Origin of the sequence: Caulobacter sp. FWC26, from assembly GCF_002742645.2 — a bacterium.
Lineage (GTDB): Bacteria > Pseudomonadota > Alphaproteobacteria > Caulobacterales > Caulobacteraceae > Caulobacter.
In genome coordinates, this window is the sequence record NZ_CP033875.1 from 1,570,373 (window position 1) to 1,595,010 (window position 24,638).

General features: G+C 66.5%; 16 protein-coding genes. 5 read left to right on the forward strand and 11 right to left on the reverse strand.

Features of this window, described 5'->3' with window-relative positions; genetic code table 11:
* Positions 1-22: 22 nt before the first annotated feature.
* From CSW63_RS08890 to CSW63_RS08920, 7 genes are read right to left on the reverse strand one after another with little or no spacing between them, the layout of a single operon-like run.
* Positions 23-496 (reverse strand): chemotaxis protein CheW, encoded by a 474-nt coding sequence (locus CSW63_RS08890; RefSeq protein ID WP_062094436.1) that lies wholly within the window; start codon positions 494-496, stop codon positions 23-25.
* A complete protein-coding gene (locus tag CSW63_RS08895; protein ID WP_099503786.1) occupies positions 493-2,529 on the reverse strand; it encodes a methyl-accepting chemotaxis protein in 2,037 nt (678 codons plus the stop codon). Before CSW63_RS08895 ends, CSW63_RS08890 begins: the two co-directional genes overlap by 4 nt.
* A gap of 43 nt (positions 2,530-2,572) precedes the next feature.
* Entirely contained in the window at positions 2,573-4,264 is a 1,692-nt protein-coding gene (locus CSW63_RS08900) for a methyl-accepting chemotaxis protein (RefSeq protein ID WP_099503784.1), read from the reverse strand.
* 16 nt (positions 4,265-4,280) lie between these two features.
* Positions 4,281-4,763 carry a chemotaxis protein CheW gene (locus CSW63_RS08905; RefSeq protein ID WP_062095979.1) on the reverse strand — a complete coding sequence of 161 codons (483 nt, stop codon included), beginning with the start codon at positions 4,761-4,763 and terminating at the stop codon, positions 4,281-4,283.
* Positions 4,764-4,771: 8 nt separating this feature from the next.
* A complete protein-coding gene (locus tag CSW63_RS08910) occupies positions 4,772-6,772 on the reverse strand; it encodes a chemotaxis protein CheA (RefSeq protein WP_099503782.1) in 2,001 nt (666 codons plus the stop codon).
* Positions 6,769-7,134, reverse strand: coding sequence for a response regulator (locus CSW63_RS08915; RefSeq protein ID WP_062093992.1), 366 nt, complete (start codon positions 7,132-7,134; stop codon positions 6,769-6,771). Before CSW63_RS08915 ends, CSW63_RS08910 begins: the two co-directional genes overlap by 4 nt.
* Positions 7,131-7,454, reverse strand: a complete 324-nt coding sequence (locus CSW63_RS08920; RefSeq protein ID WP_062093993.1) for an STAS domain-containing protein — start codon at positions 7,452-7,454, stop codon at positions 7,131-7,133. Before CSW63_RS08920 ends, CSW63_RS08915 begins: the two co-directional genes overlap by 4 nt.
* Before the next feature lie 487 nt (positions 7,455-7,941).
* Between CSW63_RS08920 and CSW63_RS08925 the strand changes: the two genes are divergently transcribed.
* Positions 7,942-10,653: a TonB-dependent receptor gene (locus tag CSW63_RS08925; RefSeq protein WP_062093994.1), complete on the forward strand. Its 2,712-nt coding sequence runs from the start codon at positions 7,942-7,944 to the stop codon at positions 10,651-10,653.
* A 104-nt stretch (positions 10,654-10,757) separates the two neighbouring features.
* Positions 10,758-12,281: a hypothetical protein gene (locus CSW63_RS08930; protein ID WP_062093995.1), complete on the forward strand. Its 1,524-nt coding sequence runs from the start codon at positions 10,758-10,760 to the stop codon at positions 12,279-12,281.
* 78 nt (positions 12,282-12,359) lie between these two features.
* On the opposite strand, the gene CSW63_RS08935 is transcribed toward CSW63_RS08930, so the two are convergent.
* A complete protein-coding gene (locus CSW63_RS08935) occupies positions 12,360-15,146 on the reverse strand; it encodes a TonB-dependent receptor (RefSeq protein WP_062093996.1) in 2,787 nt (928 codons plus the stop codon).
* Positions 15,147-15,514: 368 nt separating this feature from the next.
* Here CSW63_RS08935 and CSW63_RS08940 point away from each other — a divergent pair, with 368 nt between their 5' ends.
* Positions 15,515-16,831 (forward strand): MFS transporter, encoded by a 1,317-nt coding sequence (locus CSW63_RS08940; RefSeq protein ID WP_062093997.1) that lies wholly within the window; start codon positions 15,515-15,517, stop codon positions 16,829-16,831.
* 3 nt (positions 16,832-16,834) lie between these two features.
* The gene (locus CSW63_RS08945) at positions 16,835-18,679 is read left to right on the forward strand and encodes a hypothetical protein (RefSeq protein WP_062093998.1); all 1,845 of its coding nucleotides are present in this window, start codon (positions 16,835-16,837) and stop codon (positions 18,677-18,679) included.
* Here the strand turns inward: CSW63_RS08945 and CSW63_RS08950 are convergent.
* From CSW63_RS08950 to kdgD, 3 genes are all read right to left on the reverse strand, one after another.
* Positions 18,676-20,241: a carboxylesterase/lipase family protein gene (locus CSW63_RS08950; RefSeq protein ID WP_062093999.1), complete on the reverse strand. Its 1,566-nt coding sequence runs from the start codon at positions 20,239-20,241 to the stop codon at positions 18,676-18,678. The two genes, CSW63_RS08945 and CSW63_RS08950, sit on opposite strands and share 4 nt — an antisense overlap.
* Positions 20,242-20,300: 59 nt before the next feature.
* Positions 20,301-21,311, reverse strand: a complete 1,011-nt coding sequence (locus CSW63_RS08955) for a LysR substrate-binding domain-containing protein (protein WP_231737314.1) — start codon at positions 21,309-21,311, stop codon at positions 20,301-20,303.
* A gap of 126 nt (positions 21,312-21,437) precedes the next feature.
* Positions 21,438-22,382, reverse strand: a complete 945-nt coding sequence (gene kdgD / locus CSW63_RS08960; RefSeq protein ID WP_099503778.1) for a 5-dehydro-4-deoxyglucarate dehydratase — start codon at positions 22,380-22,382, stop codon at positions 21,438-21,440.
* A gap of 213 nt (positions 22,383-22,595) precedes the next feature.
* On the opposite strand from kdgD, the gene CSW63_RS08965 reads away from it, so the two are divergent.
* A complete protein-coding gene (locus tag CSW63_RS08965) occupies positions 22,596-24,575 on the forward strand; it encodes a TonB-dependent receptor (RefSeq protein WP_062094001.1) in 1,980 nt (659 codons plus the stop codon).
* Positions 24,576-24,638: the final 63 nt, after the last annotated feature.

A 24,638-nucleotide genomic window follows, 5' to 3' on the forward strand; every position in this document is an offset into this window, starting at 1 on the left:
GGCGAACGCGGGACGCTTATGGTTAGGCGGCTTGCGCGATGAGTGCGGCGTCCTGCCCGGTCAACAGTCGGGCCAGGTCGAAGATAACGACGAAGCCGCTGTCCCGGCGCACGACGCCTTGGATGTAGTCCGACCGCCAGGGGACGCCGATGTCGGGCGCAGCCTCGATCTGGCTTTCGGAAAAGGCCGCGACCTCGATCACGCGATCGGCCACAAGCCCTAGCGAGAGCGTGCGATCATCGATCGGCACGTCCACGACCAGGATCCGGGTCGTCAGCGTCGGCGCGACCCCCGGTAGGCCCAGCTTGCGGCGAAGATCCAGGGTGGGGGTTCCCCGGCCGCGCACATCGGTCAGGCCCAGCATATAGCCAGGGCCTTCGGGGATCCCGAAGGGCGGCGCGAAGTCCAGGATCTCCCGGACGTAGGCCACGGGGACGGCGAAGACCTCCGCCCCCAGACCCAGGGTGACGTATTGACCATCGGCGGCGCGGCTCAAGTTCCGTACTCCTTGAAAGCGGCGTCGTCGGCGTCCGCGCTTCCGTGCGCCATGTCCAGGGCGAAGCCCGCAGCGCGGGCCTGCTGGGAGGCGACCGCGCGAGTCGAGGCGGTCTTCGGAGGCGCTTTGCGCGCGGCGGAAGGGACCGGTCGTTTGACCGACGGTGGGGCGGCGCGACGGGCGGCGCCCGCGCTGTCGGTGCGGAAGAAGGCGATGGACGCCTGCAGTTCCTCGGCCTGGGCGGCCAGCTCTTCGGAGGTCGCCGACATTTCCTCGGAGGCCGAGGCGTTCTGCTGGGTGACCTTGTCGAGCTGCTGGATAGCCTCGTTGATCTGCCCGGCGCCGATGTCCTGCTCGCGGCAGGCGGCGCTGATCTCGGAGACCAGTTCAGCGGTCCTGCGGATGTTCGGCACCAGGGTGGTGAGCATCTCGCCGGCGGCCTGGGTGGCCTTGACGGTGTCGCTGGACACGGCGCTGATCTCGGCGGCGGCGGTCTGGCTGCGTTCGGCCAGCTTGCGGACTTCCGACGCGACGACGGCGAAGCCGCGACCATGCTCGCCGGCCCGGGCGGCCTCGACGGCGGCGTTCAGGGCCAGGAGGTCGGTCTGGCGAGCGATTTCCTGAACGATGGTGATCTTCTCGGCGATGGTCTGCATGGCGCCGACCGCGTTGCTGACCGCCTGGCCCGAGGTCTCGGCTTCGATCGCCGACTGGCGGGCGATCTTCTCGGTTTGCGTGGCGTTGTCGGCGTTCTGCTTGATGTTGGCGGCCATCTCTTCCATCGAGGCCGAGGCCTGTTCGGCGGCCGAGGCCTGCTCGGTGGCGCCCTGGCTCATCTGCTCGGACGTGGCCGAGAGTTCCTGGCTGCCGGCCGAGACGTTCTCCGAGGCCGAGACCGCGTCGGCGACTACGCCACGCAGGCGGTCGACCATGCGCTCAAGGGCCAGGCCCAGGATATCCCGATCCGAACGCGGCCGTGGCTGCACCGTCAGGTCGCCGTCTGCGATCTTGTCGGTGAGGGCGGCGGTTTCACGCAGATTGGCGGTCATCCGTTCCAGCGCCAAGCCCAGCGTGTCCTTGTCGGAGTTCAGCTTGATCTGGACGGTCAGGTCGCCATCCGCCACCTTGTCCGCCAGGGACGCGCTAGCCTGAAGGCTGTCGACCATGCGCTCAAGCGACATGCCTAGCGTGTCCTTGTCAGACAGCGGCTTCGGCCGCACGCTCAGGTCGCCGCTTGCGACCTTGTCGGCCAGCGCAGCAGTCTCCCGCAGGTTGCCGGTCATGATGTTGAGATAGTCGATCAGGTCCTTGATCTCGTCGTTGGTGGTTACCGTAACGGTGTTGTTCAGATCGCCGATGGACACGGCTTGTACGGCTTCGCTGGCCTTGCGCAGTCCCAGGGTGACCGTCCGCGAAATCCAGAAGGCTGCAGCCACGCCGAGGGCCAGGGCCAAGGCCATCAGGCCGATGAAGATCAAGCGCGCGTCGGCGAAGATCTTGTCGCCAGTCGCGCTGGCGGCATTGCCGCCGGCGACATTGAGTTCGACCAGCTTCAGCAGTTCGCCCGACATCTCATCGTAGGTTGCCTGGCTGTCCTCAAGCATCTGCGCCGCCGCCACGTTCTGGTTCTGGCGGGAGAGGACGAGCGCCTTGTCGGCCTCCTCAAGGTAGTCGTCGTACTTGCGCGAGAAGGATCCGTAGAGAGCCCGCTCCTGCTCCGACGAGATCAGCTTCTCATACCGCGTCCGGGTTTGGGCGATCAAACCCGTCAGGACCTTGATCTGCTTTTCAATATTCGCCATGTCGGCGGGGTCGGTTGAAGCGACGTGGGCATAGTGTCCAAGCCGTAGGTCGGAAGTCGCGGTGTTGATGCGATGGATCGCATCGATGCTCGGCATCCAGTTTTCAGCGATGATGGTCGACTGATCATTGACCGTCGCCATCTTGATCACGCCCGTGGCGCCGAGGGTTGCTGTCAGCAACAGAACGACGGCGAAGGCGCTGGCGAGCTTCAACTTGATCGTTGCGCGCATTGGGTTTTATTCCTTGGGCGAGCGTGCGATTGGGAGAGCGATCTCAGGCGTACTCGCGGAAGTCCGCGTCATCGGCGTCCGGCCCGCCCTTGGTCAGGTCCAGAGCGAAGCCCGCAGCGCGGGCCTGCTGGGCCGCAACTGGTGTGCGTGCGGGCGATTTGGGCTTGGTCGCGGTCTTGGTGGATGCCGAGGTGCGCTTGACCGAAGATGTCGGCCGAGCGGCGGGACGACGGGCGCCGCCTGTGCTGTCGGTGCGGAAGAAAGCGATGGAGGCCTGGAGTTCCTCTGCCTGGGCGGCCAGTTCCTCGGAGGTCGCCGACATCTCCTCGGAGGCCGAGGCGTTCTGCTGGGTGACCTTGTCGAGTTGCTGGATGGCTTCGTTGATCTGGCTGGCGCCGATGTCCTGTTCTCGGCAGGCGGCGCTGATCTCGGCCACCAGTTCGGCGGTTTTGCGGATATTGGGCACGAGGCTGGTGAGCATCTCACCGGCGGTCTGGGCGGCCTTGACGGTGTCGCTGGACACGGCGCTGATCTCGGCGGCGGCGGTCTGGCTCCGTTCGGCCAGCTTGCGGACTTCCGAGGCGACGACGGCGAAGCCTCGGCCATGCTCGCCGGCCCGGGCGGCCTCGACGGCGGCGTTCAGGGCCAGGAGGTCGGTCTGGCGGGCGATTTCCTGAACGATGGTGATCTTCTCGGCGATGGTCTGCATGGCGCCGACCGCGTTGCTGACCGCCTGGCCCGAGGTCTCGGCTTCAATCGCCGACTGGCGGGCGATCTTCTCGGTCTGCGAGGCGTTGTCGGCGTTCTGCTTGATGTTGGCGGCCATCTCTTCCATCGAGGCCGAGGCCTGTTCGGCGGCCGAGGCCTGCTCGGTGGCGCCCTGGCTCATCTGCTCGGACGTGGCCGAGAGTTCCTGGCTGCCGGAGGAGACGTTCTCCGAGGCAGAGACCGCGTCGGCGACCACGCCACGCAGGCGCTCGATCATCACGTTCACATGGCCTAGCAGATCGCCGATTTCGTCGCGGCTGGTGATTTCGACCGTCCTGGTCAGGTCGCCGTCAGCGACGGCGCTCACGGCTTCCGACGCGCGGTTCAGGCCCTTGCTGACGACCGCCGCGATGTAGATGGCGGCGCCGACCGCAGCCAGAAGCGACACGATCGAGACGCCGATCAGGACGTTCCGCGTCCCGGCGAAGTCTTCATCGGCCTTGGTCGACGCGGCGTCGAGCTGTGCCTTGGAGAGTTCAACCAACTCGTGCGCTCGTGCGCTCGCTTCGGTCACGACCTTGCGGCCTTCGCCCATCGACAGCGTCGCCGCAGCGCGATCGTCGCCCGCCAGGGTCAGCTGTACAACCTTGGCATGGACTTCGTTCAGCTGTTCGAAGGCAGTTCCCAGCGCCACCCACTTGGGGCGTCCCTCGGCCGTGGCCAGTCCCTCAGCCTTGGTCAGCACCGCGTCGAACGCCTGGCGCTCCTTGTCGAATGACGCCTCGAGCTTGCGAACCTCTTCGGGCGAACCCACGAGGATCATGTTCTTCTCGTTGCGCACCATGTTCAGCAGGTGGATTTCAAGCTGTTGTGCGGCTTCGAGACGCGCGGTGGGGCCCTTGATGATGGCGTCCATCTCGGCGCTGGCCTTGGACAGGCTGTTGAGTCCGAACAGGTTGCCCATCAGCAGCAGGACGATGATGAACCCGAAGGCGGCGGCGAGTTGTAGCTTGATGGTGAGGCGCATGGGGGACTCCGGCCGTTCAGCGGACTTGGGGCGGATGGAAGGGCGTGATCGAGGCTGTCTGGCCCCGTGCGGCGAAGATCTGATCGAGGTCGGGGATGACGATGAGGTCGCCGTCCCGTCGGGCGAGGCGGTGAATGAAGTCGGCGCGCCAGCGCATGCCCACGCGGGGGACGTCGGCGGTGCTATCCTCGGTGATGGCGGTGACCTCGTGGACCTTGTCGGCGCGCAGGCCGATCAGGGCGGGCTCGCCGTCCAGCGGGTGCTCGATGACCACGATGCGGTTGTCGATGGTCGTCTCGGCCAGCGGCATGTCGAAGGCGACGCGCAGGTCGACCAGGGGAATGATCCGGCCACGGAAGTTGATCACTGCGCTGACGAAGGCCGGCGCGCCGGGGACTTCGGTCTCGGGCAGCAGGTCCAGGACTTCCCGGACCAGCGTGGCCTCGAGTGCGAAGGTTTCGCCGTGCAGGTCGAAGGTGAGGGCTTCGAGGGTGCTCATGAGGGCTCCTATCCGGCCGCGCGCAGGTGGGCGTCGTGCCGCTGGCCCATCTGGACCAGGGCGGGGATGTCGAGGATCAGGGCCACGCCGCCGTCGCCCAGGATGGTCGCGCCCGAGAAGGCGCCGACATCGGCGTGGAAGCTGGACAGCGGCTTGATGACCGTCTGGTGGTCGCCCAGGATCTGGTCGACGACGAGGCCGACGCGATCCTGGCCGGTGGCGACGACGACGATCTTCTGGTGCGGATCAGGCGCGCTGTGGGACTTGAACTGGTCGCGCAGGCGGATGAAGGGCACCAGCTCGTCACGCAGGGTGATCAGGCTGCGGCCGGTCGAGCGCGCGTCCTGGGCGGGGGAGAGCTCCACGCACTCCTCGACCGCGCCCAGCGGGATGACATAGCGGCTGGCGCCGACCCGCACGAGCAGGCCGTCGATGATCGCCAGGGTCAGCGGGATCCGCAGCGAGACGACCGAGCCCTGGCCGGGCTCGCTGCTGATGTCGATTGCGCCGCGCAGGCCCTCGATGGTCTTCTTGACCACGTCCATGCCGACGCCGCGGCCCGACAGGTTGGTGATCGCCGCGGCGGTCGAGAAGCCGGGGGCGAAGATCAGCTGCAGCAGCTCCTGGTCGCCCAGCACCGCGCCGGGGGCGATCAGGCCGTTCTCCTCGGCCTTGGCCCGCACGCGGGCGCGGTCGATGCCGCGGCCGTCGTCGGTGATGGTGATGACCACCTCGGCGCCGGACTGGCGGGCGGCCAGCATGATGCGGCCCACCGGCGGCTTGCCGGCGGCGGCGCGCTGTTCGGGTCCTTCCAGGCCATGGTCGGCGGCGTTGCGGATCAGGTGGATCAGCGGGTCGGCCAGACGTTCGATCACCGTCTTGTCCAGCTCGGTGGTCTCGCCCTCGGTCGACAGCTCGATGCGCTTGCCGGTGTCGCGCTCCAGATCGTGGATCAGGCGGCGGAAGCGGCCGAACAGCTGGGCGATCGGCACCATGCGGACGATCATCATGGTGTCGCGCATCTCGGCGGCCAGGCGCTCGATCTCCTCGGCGACGGCGCGCAGGGCGACGTCGCTGCTGGAGGCGGCCAGCTGCTTGAGGCGCGACTGGGCGATGACCAGTTCGCCCACGCGGTCCATCATCTCGTCCAGGCGCTCGGCCGGGACACGCACGGTGTCGCCGGCCTTGGCGGCGCGGCCGGCTTCGGGCCCGGCTCCCGGGGCGGCGGTGGCGGCGGCGGGGACGTCCTGAGGCGCGGCCTCGGCGACCAGCGCCGGGGCGGGCGTTTCCTCCCGGGTCGCGGTCGCGGCCGGGGCCGGGGCCGGGGCCGGGGCCGGGGTGAGGTCCTCGACCTCCAGGGTCATGTCGTCGATCACGAAGATGAACACGTCATCGATCGCATCGCGGCCGTGGGCGGTGGTCAGCACCACCTCCCAGGCCAGGTGACAATGGGTCGGAACCAACTCGCCCAGCGGCGGCACCGCGTCGGTGATCACCCGGACCGTGGCCTCACCCAGGTCTCGCAGCTCGTCCAGCAGCGGCAGGGGCCGCGCGCCGTTGACCAGCGCGTCGGCCGGCAGACTGAAGCGGATCTTGAAGGTCTTGAGCGCTGGCGTGGTCGACGCGTCGCTCGGCGCGGCGCCATCCACGGCGGCCTGGAGATCGGCCAGCAGGGCTTCGCCGACTTCGGCGGCGACAGGTCGCCCTTCGGCCAGCGCGCGGATGTGGTCCTGCGCAGCCAAAACCGCTGCGATCAGGGCGGGGGAGGCGGGAACCTGGCCCTTGCGCACCCGGTCGAAGGCGGTCTCGCAATGGTGAGTAAAGGCGGCCAGGGCGTCGAAGCCGAACATCGCGCCCGAGCCCTTCAGCGTGTGCAGGCCCCGGAAGACCGCGTCGACCAGGTCGCGATCGTCCGGGCGTCCGGCCAGGTCGAGCAGGCCCTGTTCGACCTGCTCCAGCATTTCCTGAGCTTCCTGGCGGAAGGTCTCGACCGGATCGACGCCGCTCACTTGGCGAGGACCTTCTGGACGACGCGGACCAGCTGGTCCGGATCGAAGGGCTTGGTGAGCCAACCGGTCGCGCCGGCCGCCTTGGCCTGCGCCTTGACGTCGGCGTCGGACTCCGTGGTGAGGAAGATGATGGGGACGCCCGCGCCGGCCGGTCGCTGCCGGAGCTGACGGATCATGGTCAGCCCGTCCATCACGGGCATGTTCAGGTCGGTGACCACAAGGTCGAAGCCCCCGGCGGTAGCCTTGTCCAGGCCCTCGGAGCCGTTCGCCGCTTCGGTCACGCTGTAACCTTCAGAGCTCAAGGCGATCTTGATCGCCGCTCGGATGCTGGCGGAGTCGTCGACGGTAAGGATCGCGGTCATTGCGGTGTCGTCCCTTGAAGCCAGAAATCGACCCGCGCCGGGTCCGATGAGTCGAGGAAGCCGCCGCGCCGCAGCAACTGAAGGACCGCGCCGTCGGCGGGTTGGCTCAGGCGGATCTCCCGCCCTTCGATCGCTGCGGACCGCCGCGCGGACTCGATCAGCTGAGGCAGCGTGATGTCTGCGTCAGTGACGCGGGAAATATCTATCGCAATCGGGAGTTTCTGATCGAACGCGGAAAAGATCAGGTCGCGAACGTCAGAGATATTTCCGATAACAATAGAATCTGAAATTGAAACCGAGAATTTTTCTTGGTTATTCATGGTTTTGACCTGAGAGGCGGTGATCTATTGAGATCAAATCTTAAAAAGATTTCGTGATAACGGTGCGCTCTGGCCCTTAAATTTGTATGAAGGGATCAACCTTGAGACGTGCGACAATGTGTCCTCCCGCGCTCGTGTCTGTTGCGCGGCGCTGGCCCGACCTGCGCGAGGTTCGGGATTAGCCATCGGCGATGCTGAAGCGCGCGCGCCGGCGGCTTCAAGGACTGAGCTCAACCCAGAGTCCAAATGGTCTCGCCACAGCGCCAGCGGGGGGAGGCGTCTTTGATATTTCGTCTGGGACAGAAAGTGGATCTTCGAGCCCGGCGGAGCGGACTGGGCCACGCGCTTGGAAGAGACCTGACGGCGCGTGTATTAAAACCGACAAAAAAGTGCGGCTATTCCGTCATCTAACTGTCGTCCTGCGGTGATCCGCAAGCGCTACAGGCCCCCTCAAGGAGCGTCACCATGACGCCAAATGGGGATATGCATGTTCAACCGCTCGAAAGTGGCGCTTTTGCGTCGCGCTAGTCTGCTGGCGATCTCGGTCGTCGCGATCTCCGGCGTCGCCCACGCCGCCGATGTCGTGGCCGATGAAGCTGACTCGGTGAGCTCCGTCGTTGTCACGGCCCGCCGCCCCCTGGCCGAGAGCCAGGCTGCGGCCATGCAGATCCAGAAGAACTCGGACTCGCTGATCAGCGTGCTGTCGGCGGACGCCATCGGCGACCTGCCGGACCAGAACATCGCCTTCGCCGTCGGCCGTCTGCCGGGCGTCGGCGTCGAGCGTGACCAGGGTCAGGCCCGCTACATCAACCTGCGCGGCGCCCCCGTCTACTGGACCACGCTGTCCTTCGACGGTCTTAGCGTCGTCAGCCCTGAAGGCCGCGCGACGCGCTTCGACAACATCCCCTCGGCGATCGCGAGCCTGATCACGGTCGAGAAGGCCATCGTCCCGTCGATGCCGGGCGACACGGTCGCGGGTAATGTCGACATCCGCACCCGCCGCGCCTTCGACTACAAGGGCCAGAAGATCACCGGCAAACTGGGCGTCGGCCGCGTGAAGCTGGGCGGCGGCGACGAGCTGGACAGCAACCTCGTCTACTCGAACATCTTCGGCGACAAGCTCGGCATCGTGGCCCAAGCCTCGTACTATTCGCGCGAGATGGCGACCGACAACTGGGAGACCGATCCCTATCTGACGAACACGGTCGATCCGAGCAAGCACTTCGCCCGTGAGCATGAGAACAAGCACTATCGCCTGACCCGTCGCAACATGTCGGCCTCGATCCGTGCCGACTACAAGTTCGACGAAAACAACTCGATCTTCGTCAGCACGATCAACACCTACTATAACGACGACGAACTGCGCGATAACTTCCTGTTCCGCCTGGATCAAGGCACGGACGCCGCTGGTAACAGCTACACCAGCACCGCCTACATCAATGGTAACAACCCGGTCTCGGGTACCGTCTATGGCGCGCGCATCAACGCCCGCATCGACTACCGCGACACCAAGGAAGCGATGACCACCAACACGGTGGGCGGCGAGCACCGTTGGGACAAGCTCAGCGCGTCGTGGCGCCTGAACTATACCTACACTCAGGACGGCCGCGACACGCCGGTCACCATGGCCTTCCAGAGCCCGTCGACCTTCTCGCTGCGTCCCACGGTCGAATACGACTTCCGCAATGGCGACGTGAACACCGTGCGCCTGTTCCAGACCGGCGGCACGAGCACGGCGCGCACCAAGGGCGCTCAGGTCACCAATATCGAGGACTTCCAGTTCCCGCTGCAAAGCGCCGGCATGCTGAAGGGCGGCGACTTCACCGGCGCCTACACGGCCAAGGCCGACTTCGACTACGAGAGCGAACTGTTCGGTCGCGAGACCAAGTTCGAGTTCGGCGGCCTGTGGACCTCGCGCACCAAGAAGTCGCGCGAAAGCAGCTTCACCCGGAGTTATTCGGGCTCGGGCGTGCCGACCTGGGCGCAGTACGCCACCAACATCGATTACCTTGGCAGCCAGAACCTGAATTACACGTTCCGCTACACCAATAAGGACGGGACGACGAACTTCGTCGAAGAGTTGGTGAAGACGGGTCAGGCGACCAAGGACGACACGCGTGGCAACTACTGGCGCGTGGGCGAGACGATCACCGCCGGCTATGCGATGGCCACCACCCGTTTCGACTGGGGCAACATCGTCTACGGCGTGCGGGTCGAGCATATCGAGAACGAAGGTCAGGCCTTCGTGAACTTCCCGGCTTCGGGCACGACCCCGGCCGGCCTGCGCCTGGTCAAGGTCTCCAGCGACGACACGCTCTACTATCCAAGCGCGCACCTGAACTGGAACCTGCGCGAAGACGTGAAGCTGCGCGTCGGCCTCACCACCTCGGCCTCACGCGCCGACTTCGACGACCTGCGCCCGAACTTCACCTTCAGCGACTCCAACCAGACGATCTCGGGCGGCAATCCGGACGCCAAGCCTGAGCGCCAAGTGGGTCTCGACACCTATCTGGAATGGTACGTTGATCGTGAGACCTTCGTATCGGCCGGCGTGTTCTACAAGGACTTGAAGGACGTTCTGGTCCAGACCTCCAAGACGTTCGGCGACACCTCGCTGAACTCGGGCGGCGTCGACCGTTCGGGTTACGCCTTCTCGAGCATCGGAAACGCCGGCGAAGGCCATATCAAGGGCCTGGAAGTCTTCTTCACCGGCACGGCCGAGAGCTTTGTCCAGTCGCGCAACCTGCCCGCTTGGCTGGGCGGCTTCGGGACGCGCCTCTCGGGCACCTGGACCTCGTCGGAAGTCACCCTGCCGTCGGTCAGCGGCGTTCCGGCCCGCACCATCTCGGTGCTGGGCACCTCGGACGCGGTCTACAACGTCCAGGCCATCTACGAAAAGTACGGCCTGACCATGCGTCTGGCCTATCAGTACCGCACGCCGTGGGGGCAGTCGGTGGGCTCCTACCGCGTGATCAACGGCGGCGTCTTCGCCTCAGGCAATGGCGACATCTTCTGGGATAGCGACGAGGAGCTGGACTTCTCGGCCCGCTACCAGGTCAACAAGAACATCGAAGTGTTCTTCGACGCCAGCAACTTGACCAACGCCGGCGCCCGCCGCTATGCCGACCAGAGCCGCTATACGATCGAGTATGAGAAGTTCGGCCCGCGCTACGTCGCTGGCGTGCGCTTCAACTTCTGACGTCGGTAGGTGATCGCCCGGTCCAGCGACCGTTTGGTCCTGGATCGGGCGATGAGCGAGGTGTTCAGGAATGGAAACGTCACATCGCTCGATTAAGAAGGCGCATGCCTAAGCATTCGACTCATCGCCGACCCGGCCTCTCGCGCGCCGCCCTGGCGGTTGCGCTTTGCCTCGCGCCAGCGGTCTCGACCACGGCGTCCGCGCACCCTGGACACGCCATCGAGCCGGTCGGACCCACGCGCCCTGTCGCGCGCGCGGTCAAGCCCTCGGAGCGCCGGTGGCTGGCGGGCGATCATCACGTCCATAGCTGGTTCAGCGTCTCCCTGAAGCCCGGCGCCGACCCCTCGCAGCCGCCGACCCTCATCAAGGCGGGTGACGCGGTCAATCCGATCACGACCAACGCCCGGATGGCGGCCAAGCATGGTCTGGCCTGGATGGTGGCCACCGACCACGGCGGTCCCAACCACTCCAAGCTGAACCGGGACGAAGCCTATCCGGAGCTGCTGCGGTCGCGCATCGAAACGCCCGGCGTGCTGCAGTTCTGGGGCATGGAGCTCGACACGCCCGCCGCCGAACATTCCAGCCTGATCCTGCCGCGCTCGCCTGAAGAGCGCGATGCGCTGTTCGGCATAGAGAGCCGCTATAATCGGCGCGAACCCTGGCCCGCCGATCCGGCGCGCGACCAAGAGGCCTTCATGCTCGAGGCCCTGCGCCACATGAAGGCGCTGAAGAAGCCGCCCGTCGTCATCGCCAACCATCCGTCGCGCAGCGCGACCGGCGTGGGGCGCTATGGCCTGGTTTCGCCGTCGGAGTTGCGCAACTGGAATGACACCGCGTCCGATGTGGCGGTTGGGATGGAGGGAGCGCCTGGCCACCAGGCTTCGAGCCTGAACCCCGACGGCTCCATCAAGCCGAAGGGCGATCGCGGCGGCTATTCGCGCGCGCCGACCATGGGCGGCTTCGACCAGATGACCGCCAAGCTGGGCGGCTTCTGGGACTCGATGCTGGGCGAGGGGCGTCGCTGGTGGGTCACCTCGACCTCGGACTCGCACCGCCACTACACCGACGGCGGCGACGACTTCTGGCCCGGCGAGTACTCCAAGACCTATGTGAAGGCCGCCCAGACCTATGACGACGTGCTGGACGGTCTGCGCAACGGCCGCGTCTTTGTGACCTTGGGCGATCTGGTGTCGGAAGTCGACGTTACCGCCAGCGCTCCGGGCGTCAAGGCCGAGATCGGCGGCCGCCTCGAGGTCCCCGCAGGCTCGGATGTCACGGTGGTGATCCGCGTGCGCGATCCCGCTGGAAAGAACTTCGGCGGCCGCTCCCCTAGCGTCGCGCGCGTCGACCTGATCCAGGGCGACATCCGCGGTCCCGCCAGCGACCGGACCGCTGACGCCAATCCCACCACGCGGGTGGTCCGCGCTTTCACGCCGACGTCCTGGGTGCGTGAAGGCGAGGTGCTGTCGATGGTTCACGTGCTCAAGGATGTCCGGGGTTCGGTCTATGTCCGGGTCCGGGGGACCAGCGGCGACGAGGTGGAGCCTCTGCCCGATCCGCTGGGCGAAGACCCTTGGTCGGACCTGTGGTTCTACGCCAACCCGATCTTCATCACCGTGAAGCCCTGACGCATCACGCCAAGGAAAAACGCCGCCCTCGGAAGGAGAGGGCGGCGCGATCTAGGCTTTGGGGAGAAGGTAGGCGGCCTAGAAGTTATAGCGCAGGCCGACGATGAACTGGCGGCCGCTGTGCGTGTAGACGTTCAGGCGGTTGCTATCGCCGACATATTGGTCGTTGAACTCGTCGGTCAGGTTCACGCCTTCGACCGAGAGCTTCAGGTTGTCGCGAATGTTCCAACTGGCCTGCATGTCGACATTCAGGGTCTCGTTGGTGCCCTGGACGGTGTTGCCGTCGCTGCCGGGCACCTGGGTCAGGTAGCCGTCGCGATAGGCCAGCGAGCCCCGCACGCTCCACTTCGGCGTCTCGTAATAGAGCGTCAGGTTGGCGGCGTTCTTCGACAGGCCCACCAAGGTGGCGTTGACGGTCGGCGCGCCCGGCGCGGTCGAGGTCAGATACTCGATCTTGGAGTCCACGTAGGTATAGTTGGCGATGACGCCGAAGTGGCTCCAGAAGCCCGGCAGGAAGGTGAAGGGCTGCTGGACGTTGATCTCGAAGCCTTTCAGGTCGCCGCCGTCAGAATTCACGGGCTGGGTGACCTGGAAGACTTGATCGGCCGTGGCGCCGGTGCCCGTCAGCAGGGAGTCCGGCAGGCCGAGGGTGTTGTAGACCGCCTCACGCCGGAGCGTGGCCACGAAGGTGTCGATGCGCTTGAAGAAGAAGCCGGCGGCGACCATCGTCCCTTGAGCGGGGTACCATTCCAGCGAGACATCCAGGTTCTTGGACTGGGTCGGGTCGAGGAACGGGTTGCCTGAGCTGTAGTTGCGGTTGGCGCCCTGCACCGAGACATCACCGCCGGGCGATAGGGAGCCGATGCCGGGACGGGCGATTGTCTTTGCCGCGCTGAAGCGCGCCACGAACGTATCGGTCACGTCAGCGGCGAGGTTGAAAGACGGCAAGGTCAGGTCGTAGTCACGCTTGACCTCGACGCGTTTGATCGCCCCGCTGACAGCGGCGTAGCCCGCAGACTCCTGCTGGGTGTGAACCCGGCGTACACCGGCGTCACCCCGGAAGGGCATGCCGAAGGCCTCGAACTTGAAGTCGGCCTGGATGTAAGCGCCGGTGTCCTGCTCCTCGACCGCGCCGTATTGGCCACGCGCCGAGCTGTTGTTGGTGTTGGTCAGAGCGTAGATGCCCGTGTTGCTGTAGATGTTCAGCAGCGCGTTGTACTTGTCGATGTCCGGCGCGAGCCAGGCGGTGGCGTTGCCGGTCGGCATGTCGAGGTTCTTGCCGAAACCGCTGAACACCTTCGACACCGAGGCCAACTCGGCGGGCGTCAGGGTCTGGCTGACGGTCTCGCTGGTCCGGTAGGCGCCGTAGCTGTCGTATTCGAACTTGCGCCAATCCAGGCCCGCCTTGATCCGCAGGTTGTCGTTGGCTTCCCACTCGCCATAGACCTTGGCCGTCGAGAACTGGTTCTCGACGAATTGCGGGCGGATACGGACCTCGGACGTGCCGTTGATCGCCGACCAGTTGGCCGGATCGGTCGGGTCGAAGCCCAGCAGGATCTGCGGCGCGCGGCTGTTGCGGAAGTCGTAGGTGTAGTTCTGGCTGTTGGCCCGGTCGAAGGTGATGATCGTCGAGATCGGCTGCGTGAACGTGGAGTCCGCATAGCCGGCCAGAGCGCCGACCACGAGCCGCGAGCCGAAGTTGTGTTTCGCCGAGAGCGTGAACTGCTTGAACTCGGTGTTCAGCTCGTCATAGGCCGACTGCGTGCGCAGATCGACGTTGTCCATCCGGGCGTAGACGAGGTTCCCGTTCTGGACGACGCCGTCCCGGATGATCGTCTGCGGCTTGCCGACGCCAGACCGCGAAAGGCCGATCGCCTGAAGTTGCGCTTCTTTGCGGATGCCGTGCAGATAGGCGTACAGGGTATCGAGCGTGATCTCGGTGTCGGGCGTCGGCTTGAACTGGAACGAGCCGGTGATCCCAAGGCGCTTATTGTCGATATCGTAGCTGACATAGGACGGGATGCGCGGTGCGAAGATGCCGGTGGTCGCGTCAGTATTGTTGATCTGGGCGATCGTGTAACCCGGCACCGTCGAGGCGGCGTTGAAGCCGCCGTTGCTGCCGCCGACCGCCCAGCGCGTGATGTTGGCGCCTTCTTCCTTCAAGCGGCGCTGTTCGTAGGCCACCGAGACCAGCGCGCCCAGCTTGCCATCGAAAAAGGTGCGGCTGGCAAGAGCCGAGACACGTGGCGTGGTCTTGCCCGACAGGTCGTTGTAGCTGCCGCCGACCGCCATCACGAGTTGGGGCTTGCGGGTGTCGAAGGGGCGGGCGGTCGTCAGGTCCACGGTGGCGCCTAGCGAGCCTTCTTCAACATCCGCGGAAGCGGTCTTGCGGACGGCGATGCTGTTGAAGAGGTCGGACGCGAAGACGTTGAAGTCGAACCCGCGGCCACGGTTGGTGCCGCCGCTGTTGGCGGTGCCGCCGGTGGTGGAGATCGCCTCCATGCCGTTGATGCGAACGCGTGTGTACTCAGAGCCGAGGCCCCGTACGGTGATCTGGCGGCCTTCGCCGTTGATGCGCGAGATCGAGACGCCGGGGATACGCTGCAGCGACTCCGCAAGATTGAGGTCGGGGAACTGGGCGATATCCTCGGCCTTGATCGCGTCCACAACGCCGCTTTCGTTGCGCTTCAGGTTCATCGCGCTCTGCAAGCTGGCGCGGAAGCCGGTGACCACGACGGCCTCGACCGTGTCGTCGGTCTGCGGCGCAGCGGTTTGAGCGGTGGCGGCGGTCGCGAGGCTCAACGCCAGGGCCGAGGCGCTCAGCGCCAGAACAGCGCGCGCGGCGGGGTAGCGGTTGGTCGACATGATCCCTCCCAGTGCCCGCATTTGGCGGGTCTCATTGGTGGCGAAGGCGGCCAGGACCCCCTTCTTCGTTGGCTCAAGATAGGAATGGGTTCTTGTCGAGGGCCAATCTCAATCAGGTATGAACCGATGCGCGTTCGGCACGGATCGACGACGTCAATCGCTTTAGGTTCGCCCAAAACCAGCTGCCGCGATCGAGTTTCCGACTAGGGGCGGGCGCCGGGGCGACGAAATCGATGCGGTCGGCGCCTTGATCCATGTCCTGTGTGGATCGGTCCATAGGCGATTTGACTTAGACGCCCGCCGCGGGCGCCTCTAGCGTCAATCCTATCAACGCCGACGCGAGATCGGCTCTTTGGGAAGGGATGCGTATGACCGACTCCACCAAGCGGACACGTGTGCGCTGGCTGATCATCACGGTCCTCTTCATCATCACCACCATCAATTACGCCGACCGCGCGACCTTCTCGATCGCCGGCCAATCGGCGTCGAAGGAGCTGGGGCTGGATCCGGTGGCCATGGGGTACATCCTGTCGGCCTTCGCCTGGGCTTACGTCCTGGGCCAGATTCCCGGGGGGGCGTTGCTCGACAAGTTCGGCTCCAAGCGGATCTACGTCATTTCGCTGGTGGTCTGGTCGCTGTTTACGGCGCTTCAGGGGTTCGCCGGGTTCTTCACGGGCCTGGCGGCGGCCTCCGTGTTCTTCGCCATGAGGTTCGCCGTGGGCTTGGGCGAGTCGCCCTCGTTTCCCGCCAACGCCCGCATCGTGGCGGCTTGGTTTCCGGGATCGGAGCGGGGCACCGCCTCGGCGATCTTCAATTCAGCCCAGTACTTCTCGCTGGTGGCCTTCGCCCCGTTGATGGGCTGGCTAGCCCACACCTTCGGCTGGCGCTCGGTGTTCTGGGTGATGGGCGTGGTCGGGCTGGTCGCCGCCGTCGTCTTCGTCAAGCTGATCCACAGCCCATTGACCCATCCTGCGGTCAACAAGGCCGAGGTTGACTTTATCGAGGCCGGCGGGGGACTGGTGCGCATGGAGGAAGCCTCGGCTTCGAACGGCGCGGCCTTCACCTGGGCCAACGTCAAGCAGGTGTTGTCCAGCCGGATGCTGCTGGGCGTGTATCTGGGGCAGTACTGCATCAACGTGCTGACCTACTTCTTCGTCACCTGGTTCCCGATCTACCTCGTGAAGGCGCGGGGCATGTCGATCATGGAGGCGGGCTTCACCGCCGCCGCGCCCGCGCTGTGCGGCTTCATCGGCGGTGTGTTCGGCGGGATCATGTCGGACATGCTGCTCAAGCGCACCGGCTCGCTCGACATCGCCCGCAAGACGCCGCTGCTGATCGGCATGCTGCTGGCCACCTGCATCATGGCCTGCGTGTGGATCGAGCAGGAGTGGCTTGTCGTGGTGGTGATGGCGCTGGCCTTCTTCGGCAAGGGCGTCGCTTCGCTGGGCTGGGCGGTGGTTTCGGACACCTCGCCCAAGGAGATGGCCGGCGTGACGGGCGGGGTCTTCAACACCTTCGGCAACGCCGCCGGCATCGTGACCCCGATCGTCATCGGCTACATCGTCAAGGCCACGGGCTCGTTCGACGGCGCCTTGATCTTCGTCGGCGTCCACTGCGTGATCACCATCCTGGCCTATTTCCTGATCGTTGGGAAAATCCAGCGGCTGGAACTGAAGGCGGCTTAAAGCATGACCACCCGTCGCTTTTTCCTCGCTGGCGTTTCGGCGCTGGTGCTGGCGGGCGGAGCGGGGCCCGCCGCGGCCGCGCCGGTCGCGACGATCGCCACGCCGATGGCCCCGCCCGAATGGGCGCTGCTGCAGCGCCAGTTGCTCAGGGCCAACGAGGAGGCCTGCGCGGCCTTCTTTGCGCGCTATTTCGACGAGCGGGGCTGGCTGCAAGCCGTGGCGCGCTGGGGCGCCAATGACGGGCCCGACGACGCGATCGAGAACGTCAACGACTGGCCGACGCTGCACGCCCTGGGCGCCGATGACAGCGTACTGGCCATGGCCAAGAAGGCTTTCGAAGGCAATGTCGCCCAGTACACGGCGGCCCGGACCCAAGAGGTGCCCTTCACGCGAGAGGGCATGTACTTCCGCGAGTTCCCGGTCATGACCGACTGGCAGCACCTGTCCGAAGGGCTGTCGGTCTTCAACCTGCTGGGTCTGTCGGACCCCTACGATGTTCGATACCGCGACCGGGTCAAGCGCTTCTCGGGATTCTACACGGGCGAGGACAAGACCGTCGCCAACTACGACACGGAGCGGAAAATCATCCGCAGCATGATCACCGGCAGCAAGGGGCCGATGCTGCGCCAGGCGACGCCGCTGGACTGGGCCGGAGACCGTTTCGATCCGACCCACTTCTTCATGGAGCACGGCGAGAGCACCTACGAGGAGACGCTGCGCCACTACGACGAGTATGGCGACGTGGTCGGCGACGCGCCTCTGAACCTGCAAGCCACCAGCCTGGTGCTCAACGCCTATATGCTGGACCAGGAGCCCAAGTACCGCGACTGGATCGTCTCCTATGTCGACGCCTGGATCGAGCGGGCCAAGGCCAATAGCGACGTGCTGCCCAGCAAGATCGGGCTGGACGGCAAGATCGGCGGCCCCAAGGGTCAGTGGTGGAGCGGGACCTATGGCTGGGGCTTCAGCCCCGTAGCGCCGCACACGGGAAAGCGCGAGGACCGCAACCGCGTGCCAAGGTCCGTCGTCGGGTTCCTCAACGCCTATCTGCTGACCGGCGACGATAAGTACCTCGATGTCTGGCGGCGCCAGAACGCCGTGATCAACGCCCAGAAGAAGGTCGTCGACGGCAAGGTCATGACGCCCCGCATGTATGGTCCTAAGGGCTGGTACGGCTATGCGCCCGGCGAATACCGGCTGAACGGGCTGGAGATCTGGTACATGTCGCAGACGGCGTCGGACCGGGCGCGGGCCGCCGACCACCCCTGGCTCGCCTTCCTGGAAGGACAGGACGCGACCTATCCGGTAAAGGCGCTGCGAGCCGATCTGGAGCGTGTCCGCGCTCGCGCCCAGGCGCTGCGCGACGACAAGACGACGCCTGACACGCGTCTGGCGGACGCCACCTTGAACATCAATCCGGCCAGCGTCACCGCCCTGATCCACCTGATGGAAGGCGGGATCCACATTGCGCGTCCGCCGTGGTCGCCGACCTCGCCGGCGCAAGGCGGCGCGCTGCACTACGCGCGCCTGCGTTGGTTTGATCCCGTGCGCCGCCGCGCGGGTGTCCCTGAGGACGTGGCGGCTCTGGTTGAGCGGCTCGCCGATGACGAGACGGTGGTGACCCTGGTCAACACCAACCAGGTCAGCGCCCGGGAGGTCACTGTACAGGGTGGCGCTTATGGCGAGCATCAGATCCTCAGCGCCCAGATCGGCGATGCGCCAGCCAAGGCGGTCGACGCCTCGGCGTTCTCGCTAAGCCTGGCGCCTGGCGCGGGGGCGACCTTGACCCTGAAGATGAAGCGCCACGCCAACCCACCGAGCCTGAGCTTCCCGTGGGATAGGCGCTAGGTTCCTTCCTTGAGGAACGGGGCGGCGGCGAACAACTCCCGCTCAGCCTTGCGCGGATCATCGACCATCCGCGAGGTCTCGTTGATGACCAGCGTGGCCCGACGCGGCAGGTCGTACTTTTCCCAAGCGGGGATGGCTGCGCCATTGGGATCGCCGGTTCGCGCGAAGTTGACGAAGGCGGCGCTCATCTGGTCGCGCACCTTTTGCGCGGCGGCCCCAGTCCCGGTCATCGACCCCTTCGCGTCCAGGGTCCCGAACACCAGCGGGATGTCATAGCCATGGAAGGCCCCCATCTTCGGATCGGTCTGGGCGCCGAAATCCAGCTGGTACATCCAGGCCGGGGCCCCGATCCCCGCGCGCCGTTCGGCCTGGATCAGGTGGCCGGGCCAGGACCGTCCCGCCGTGGTGATGGCGAAGAAGCAGTCCGACGGCGTGTAGTGGGGATAGAGTCGGCGGTACTGGGCGACCAGGTATTCGGGCGACAGGTCCAGCACCAGCTCGTTGTCGAGCTTGCCGGGCAGCTCCGCCCAGGTCATCGCGAAGTTCTTCGGATCGCCGCCCAAGAACGCCTTGGTCTCGTCGTGGGTGTTGCCGATGATCATCGGGATATGGGCGCTTTCGCGCGGCGCGTCCGGATAGAACGGATGCCGTGAGAGCACGCGGTGGTCGACGACGGACCAGAAGACGATGCTTCCCTTACGCTCGAGCGGGTCGCGCATCTTCAGCGCCTCGACCAGTTGTCCAGCGGGCAGGGTCTTCAGGCGCTCGGTCTGGTCGGGCTTGAGGCCCAACTGAGCCATGAAGGCCTTGGCGCGGATCGTGGCGTGGATCGGCCCCATCGCCGTCACGTGCTGGCCGCTCATGGTCGCGACCTTGTGGTAGAGGCCCGCCGCGCGCGGCATGGCCATCAGGGTCACCAGCTTGGCCCCGCCGCCGGACTGGCCGAAGGTCATGACATTGCCAGGATCGCCGCCGAAGGCCGCGATGTTGTCGCGCACCCACTCCAGCGCCAGGATCAGGTCGAGATTGCCGACATTGCCGCTGTCGGCGAGGTCGGGATCGCCCAGGCGGGCCAGATAGGCATAGCCGAAACAGTTGAGGCGATGGTTCACCGTGACCACGACCACGTCGTGGGTGCGCGCCAGCCAGGTTCCGTCATAGAGCGGGCTCGATCCCGAGCCGTTGGCATGGGCGCCGCCATGCACATAGACCATCACCGGCCGCCGCTTTCCATCGGCGAGGGCGGGGGTCCAGACGTTCAGGAACAGGCAGTCTTCGCTGGTGGCCTCCTCGGCCCTGGTCTGGGGACAGGCCGGGCCATAGGCCAGCGCGTCGACGACACCCTTCCACGGTTGGGCCGCCTGCGCCGGCTGGAACCGCCGCGGGGCGGTGTCAGCGCCATACCGCACGCCCTTGAAGACCTTGATCCCGTCGACCTCCAGCCCGCGTACCCGGCCCGCCACCGTGTCGGCGATCGGGGCGGCGCGACCACTCGCATGGACCTGCGGGGCGACGGCCGCCGCCAAGGTTCCGGCCAGGACGGCGCGGCGATCGAGGGTCATGATGTCTCTCCCGGGGCTTTTGTCGTTGGGCGCGGGCGCGCCGGGGAGAGGCCTGCGCGTCAGCGCGCGGCGGGCTCCGCCGGCGACGCCTCGGCCAGGCAAAGGTCGATGAAGGTCTGGAGGATCGGGCTCTCGTTGTCCTTGCGCCAAGCCATGTAGAGCTCGACGGGTCGGTCTGGCGTCGTCTCGACGGGCCGGAACTGCACGTCGTCGAAATTGAGGCTCATCGCCGCCTCGGGGACGATCGCCGCGCCGAGCCCCGCGTGGACCAGGGCCAGCATCGAGTGGATCTGGGTGACGTGCTGCACGTAGTTCGGAGTCACGCCGTTGGCGTCGAACAGGGTCGTCAGCATGTTGTAGAAATAGCCGGCGCCTTCAGGCGAATACATGATCAAAGGCTGGTCGTCGAAGTCGGCCAGGGTAAGGGAGGCCTTGGCCAGGCGCGCATCTCCCGTCGGCAGGGCCGCGACCAGCGCCTCGGAAAGCACGCGCGCGGTGGCGAACTCGGCCCGTTCCATCGGAGGGCGGACCAGGCCGATGTCGATCCGGCCCGTCAACAAGGCCTCGACCTGTTCGCGCGTCACCATCTCGCGCAGGGTCAGATCGGCGTTGGGCAGGCGGGCTTTCGACAGGATCACCAGCTGGGGCAGAAAGTTGTAGCCCGAAGCGGCGGTGAACCCGATCGCGATCTGGCCCGCGTCCCCGCTGGCGATCCGGCGCGTGGCCAAGGCCGCGCTCTCGGCCAGGCGCAGGATCCGGCGAGCCTCCAATAGGAAGGCGCGGCCTGCGGGCGTTAGGCGCACCGAGCGGCTGGTGCGGTCCAGCAGGGTCACGCCCAGGATTCGCTCCAGAAGCTGCACCTGCCGGCTGAGCGGCGGCTGCGTCATGTTCAGCCGCTGCGCCGCTCGACCGAAGTGCAGCTCCTCGGCCGTGGCCACGAAGCAGCGAAGCTGGCTCAGTTCGAACATCGGAAAGCGCCCGTCGACAACACCCTGGAGGCGCGAAGCTAGACGCTCGTTCGGACCGATCGCCAGCGTCTTCTTGCCGGGCAGAGGCGCGAAGGCGTTCATGGCGGCGCCAGTGCGCCGTCGATCCGTCGCTCGCCGAAGCGAAACGCCAGGCGCACGCCGGTCGATGCGTCAAACGCATGGACAGTGCCGGCTTGGCCCTGACGAGCCGCACCGGCGATCAGAGACTCACCCGTGAGCGGCACGGCGAACATCGACCGGGTTCAAGCGGGCGATCAGGCCCTGCAGTTCGGCGTATTCGGCGGGAGTCAGTTCGGTCAGGGGCAGGCGCACGGGCCCGGCGTCGCGGCCCACCGCCTTCATGCCCGCCTTGACGATCGAGACGGCGTAGCCCCGGCCGCGATTGCGCAGCGCGATATAGGGCAGCACGAAGTCGCGCAGGCCCGCCATCACGGTGTCCCGATCGCGGGCGCGGACCGCCTTGTAGAAGTCGAGCGCCCATTCGGGCAGGAAGTTGAAGATGGCCGACGAATAGGTCGTCACGCCCATCTCCAGATACGGCAGGGCGAAGGTCTCGGCCGTGGGCAGGCCGCCGATATAGGTTAGGCGGTCGCCAAGACGAGCGTAGTTCCGCATCATCAGTTCGAGGTCGCCGACCCCGTCCTTGAAACCGACGAGATTGGGATTGCGCGCGCAGAGTTTCTCCAGCGTGTCCTCATTGAGGATCGCGTTGTCGCGATTGTAGACGATCACCCCCAGCTTAGTGGCCTTGCAGACCGCCTCGATGTGACCGGCCAGACCGTCCTGGGTGGCGTTGGTCAGGTAAGGCGGCAGCAGGAGCACGCCATCGGCGCCGGCCGCTTCGGCGTCGGCGGCCAAGTCGGTGGCGATGGCCGTGCCATAGCCGCAGCCGGCTATCACAGGAATCTTGCCCGCCGTTTCGGCGACGGCGGCGCGCACCACCTGGCCGACCTCGGTCGGGCGCAGCGAGAAGAACTCACCGGTGCCGCCTGCGGCGAACAGGCCCGCCAGGTCACGCTCCAGCATCCAGCCGCAGTGCTCGCGATAAGGCGCTTCTTGGAATTGGTGATCAGCATCGAAGTGGGTGACAGGGAACGACAGCAGGCCGCCGCCGAGCTGGCGGGCCATTTCCGTCGGCGACATTCGGCTCATGAAGTCCTCTCCGAGCGGCGGCCGTCGCTCGGGTCGCTCCCGAGAGGCCGCTTCTTGATCGTCACGGTAGAGAGGGGCGGTGTCGCGGTCTAAGCCAAAGGCGCTATGGACCGATGCGGGAATTGGCTTGATCCGCAGACGGTGACGGAGTCCGGCCTTGACCGCTTCTGGTCGGACGGCCAGTCCTAGCCAAACCGTCCTAAAGAGTAGCTCGTGCCGTTAGACGCTCCGCCAGCCCAAGTCGCCGCCGTCGTTGTCGAAGCGCCCCGGCTGCCGCCGCTGGCGGGGCAGGAGGCCTTCTCCACCGCGCGTTACGACGCTCAGGCCCTTGGAGCGACGGCGCGACTGGACGCCGTGCTGAGGACTACACCCGGCGTTTCGCTGTTTCGCCGGACGGGCAGCGACGCCGCCAACCCGACGATCCAGGGCCTCTCGCTTCGCGGTGTCGCGCCATCGGGGGCGGGCCGCGCTCTCGTCACGCTGGATGGCGCGCCGCAGAATGATCCGTTCGGCGGTTGGGTGATCTGGACCGCTTTGCCCGGCGAAGGGCTATCCGGCGCGACCATCGTGCGGGGCGCCGGGGCGGGGCCCTATGGCGCCGGCGCGCTGACAGGCGTCGTCGCGCTCAGCGAACGGGCCAGCGGCGGCGGACTCTCCAGCTTGAGCGCGCAAATCGGTGCGCGTGACAGCTGGCGCGCGGCCGGGACTTTCGGGACCGAGCGTCTGCTTCTTACCGCCAGCGGCTTGCGCACCGATGGCTACTATCCGGTCCGAGATGGTCAGCGCGGCCCGGCCGATACGCCCACGACCCTGGAGGACGGCTCCCTCGCCGCCAGGCTTCAGGGCCAGATGGACCGCGTGCGGTGGGCGGTCCGTGCGGGCGTGTACCAAGAGCGGCGCGATGCGGGGCTGGCGGGTGCGCGTTCGAACGCGAGCGGCGGCTCGCTGGCGGTCACCGTGGCCGGCGACGCTTGGCGGCTGCAGGCGTGGGCGCGACGGAGCGATCTTGAAAACACCTCGGTGTCCGTCGCTGCCGGTCGGGTTGCGACAACGCCGGCCAATGACCAGGTCTCAACCCCCGCTACAGGCTATGGCTTCAACGCCGCCTGGCAGGGGACAGCCGGGGACTGGTCGTGGGAAATGGGCGGTGACGCCCGGGCGGCCGAAGGGCGGGTGAACGAGCGCTTCCGCTATCAAGCCGGCGCGTTCACCCGGACGCGTGAGGCCGGCGGGCGAACCCTGGTCGGCGGTCTCTACGCCGAAGCCGCCTTGGCGCGAGAAGACCTGTCGTTCACGGCGGGCGCGCGGCTTGACGGCTGGCGCTCCTACGGCGGTCTCCGGCGCGAGAGAGACGCAGCGACGGGATCACTGACCCTGGACGCGCCGATCGCCGACGCTTCCGGTCTGACCCCGACCGCGCGGGCTGGCGTGCGCCAACGTATGACGGGCGACATCTGGTGGCGGGCTGCAGCCTATGCCGGCTTCCGCCCCCCGACGCTGAACGAGTTGCATCGTCCGTTCCGGGTGGGCAACGACGTCACCGAAGCCAATTCAGCGCTCAAGCCCGAGACCCTCTATGGTCTCGAAGCTGGGTTGGCGGGGGAGGGCGCGGTTCGCTGGACGCTCTCGGCCTTCTACAACCAGCTCAGGGACCCGATCACCAATGTGACCGTCGGGGTCGGGCCGGGCGCCTTTCCCCTTGCGGGCTTCATCCCAGCCGGCGGGGTGCTGCGTCAGCGGCGCAATGTCGGTGAGATCAACGCCCATGGGATTGAGGGCGATGTCGAGACTGAGCTGTCGCGCGCCTGGAGCCTGCGCGCGGCCTTCTCCTGGACCCACGCGCGGGTCGACGGTGCGGCGGCGGCGCCTCAACTCACGGGCAAGCGTCCCGCTCAGGCCCCCGCCCTGACCCTGACGGCCGGGACGCGCTGGCGCCCCCTGGAGCCGCTCAGCCTGACGGCCGATCTCCGCTATGAGGGGATGCGTTTCGAGGACGATCTGAATCTGCGCCGGCTCAAGGCGGGGGCGGGGCTGGACCTGCGGGCCGGGTGGCGGCTCTCGACGTCCAGCGAGCTCTTCATCGCCGCTGACAACGCTCTGGACCGTAGCTTGGCGGTCGGTCAGACGGCGGACGGGGTGACCAGCTACGCCGCGCCCCGGACGGTGTGGGTAGGCTTTTCGCTTCGGCGATAGGTTCCGCCGCGAGCGTTCTAGAGGCGCAGCCAGACCTCCTGTCGGGACATCGACACAGGAACG

Coding starts and splice junctions, on each gene's coding strand:
- CSW63_RS08895 (WP_099503786.1), bottom strand. CDS start 2,529: ATGCGCGCAACGATCAAGTTGAAGCTCGCCAGCGCCTTCGCCGTCGTT.
- CSW63_RS08900 (WP_099503784.1), bottom strand. CDS start 4,264: ATGCGCCTCACCATCAAGCTACAACTCGCCGCCGCCTTCGGGTTCATC.
- CSW63_RS08905 (WP_062095979.1), bottom strand. CDS start 4,763: ATGAGCACCCTCGAAGCCCTCACCTTCGACCTGCACGGCGAAACCTTC.
- CSW63_RS08915 (WP_062093992.1), bottom strand. CDS start 7,134: ATGACCGCGATCCTTACCGTCGACGACTCCGCCAGCATCCGAGCGGCG.
- CSW63_RS08920 (WP_062093993.1), bottom strand. CDS start 7,454: ATGAATAACCAAGAAAAATTCTCGGTTTCAATTTCAGATTCTATTGTT.
- CSW63_RS08925 (WP_062093994.1), top strand. CDS start 7,942: ATGTTCAACCGCTCGAAAGTGGCGCTTTTGCGTCGCGCTAGTCTGCTG.
- CSW63_RS08930 (WP_062093995.1), top strand. CDS start 10,758: ATGCCTAAGCATTCGACTCATCGCCGACCCGGCCTCTCGCGCGCCGCC.
- CSW63_RS08935 (WP_062093996.1), bottom strand. CDS start 15,146: ATGTCGACCAACCGCTACCCCGCCGCGCGCGCTGTTCTGGCGCTGAGC.
- CSW63_RS08940 (WP_062093997.1), top strand. CDS start 15,515: ATGACCGACTCCACCAAGCGGACACGTGTGCGCTGGCTGATCATCACG.
- CSW63_RS08945 (WP_062093998.1), top strand. CDS start 16,835: ATGACCACCCGTCGCTTTTTCCTCGCTGGCGTTTCGGCGCTGGTGCTG.
- CSW63_RS08950 (WP_062093999.1), bottom strand. CDS start 20,241: ATGACCCTCGATCGCCGCGCCGTCCTGGCCGGAACCTTGGCGGCGGCC.
- CSW63_RS08955 (WP_231737314.1), bottom strand. CDS start 21,311: ATGAACGCCTTCGCGCCTCTGCCCGGCAAGAAGACGCTGGCGATCGGT.
- kdgD (WP_099503778.1), bottom strand. CDS start 22,382: ATGAGCCGAATGTCGCCGACGGAAATGGCCCGCCAGCTCGGCGGCGGC.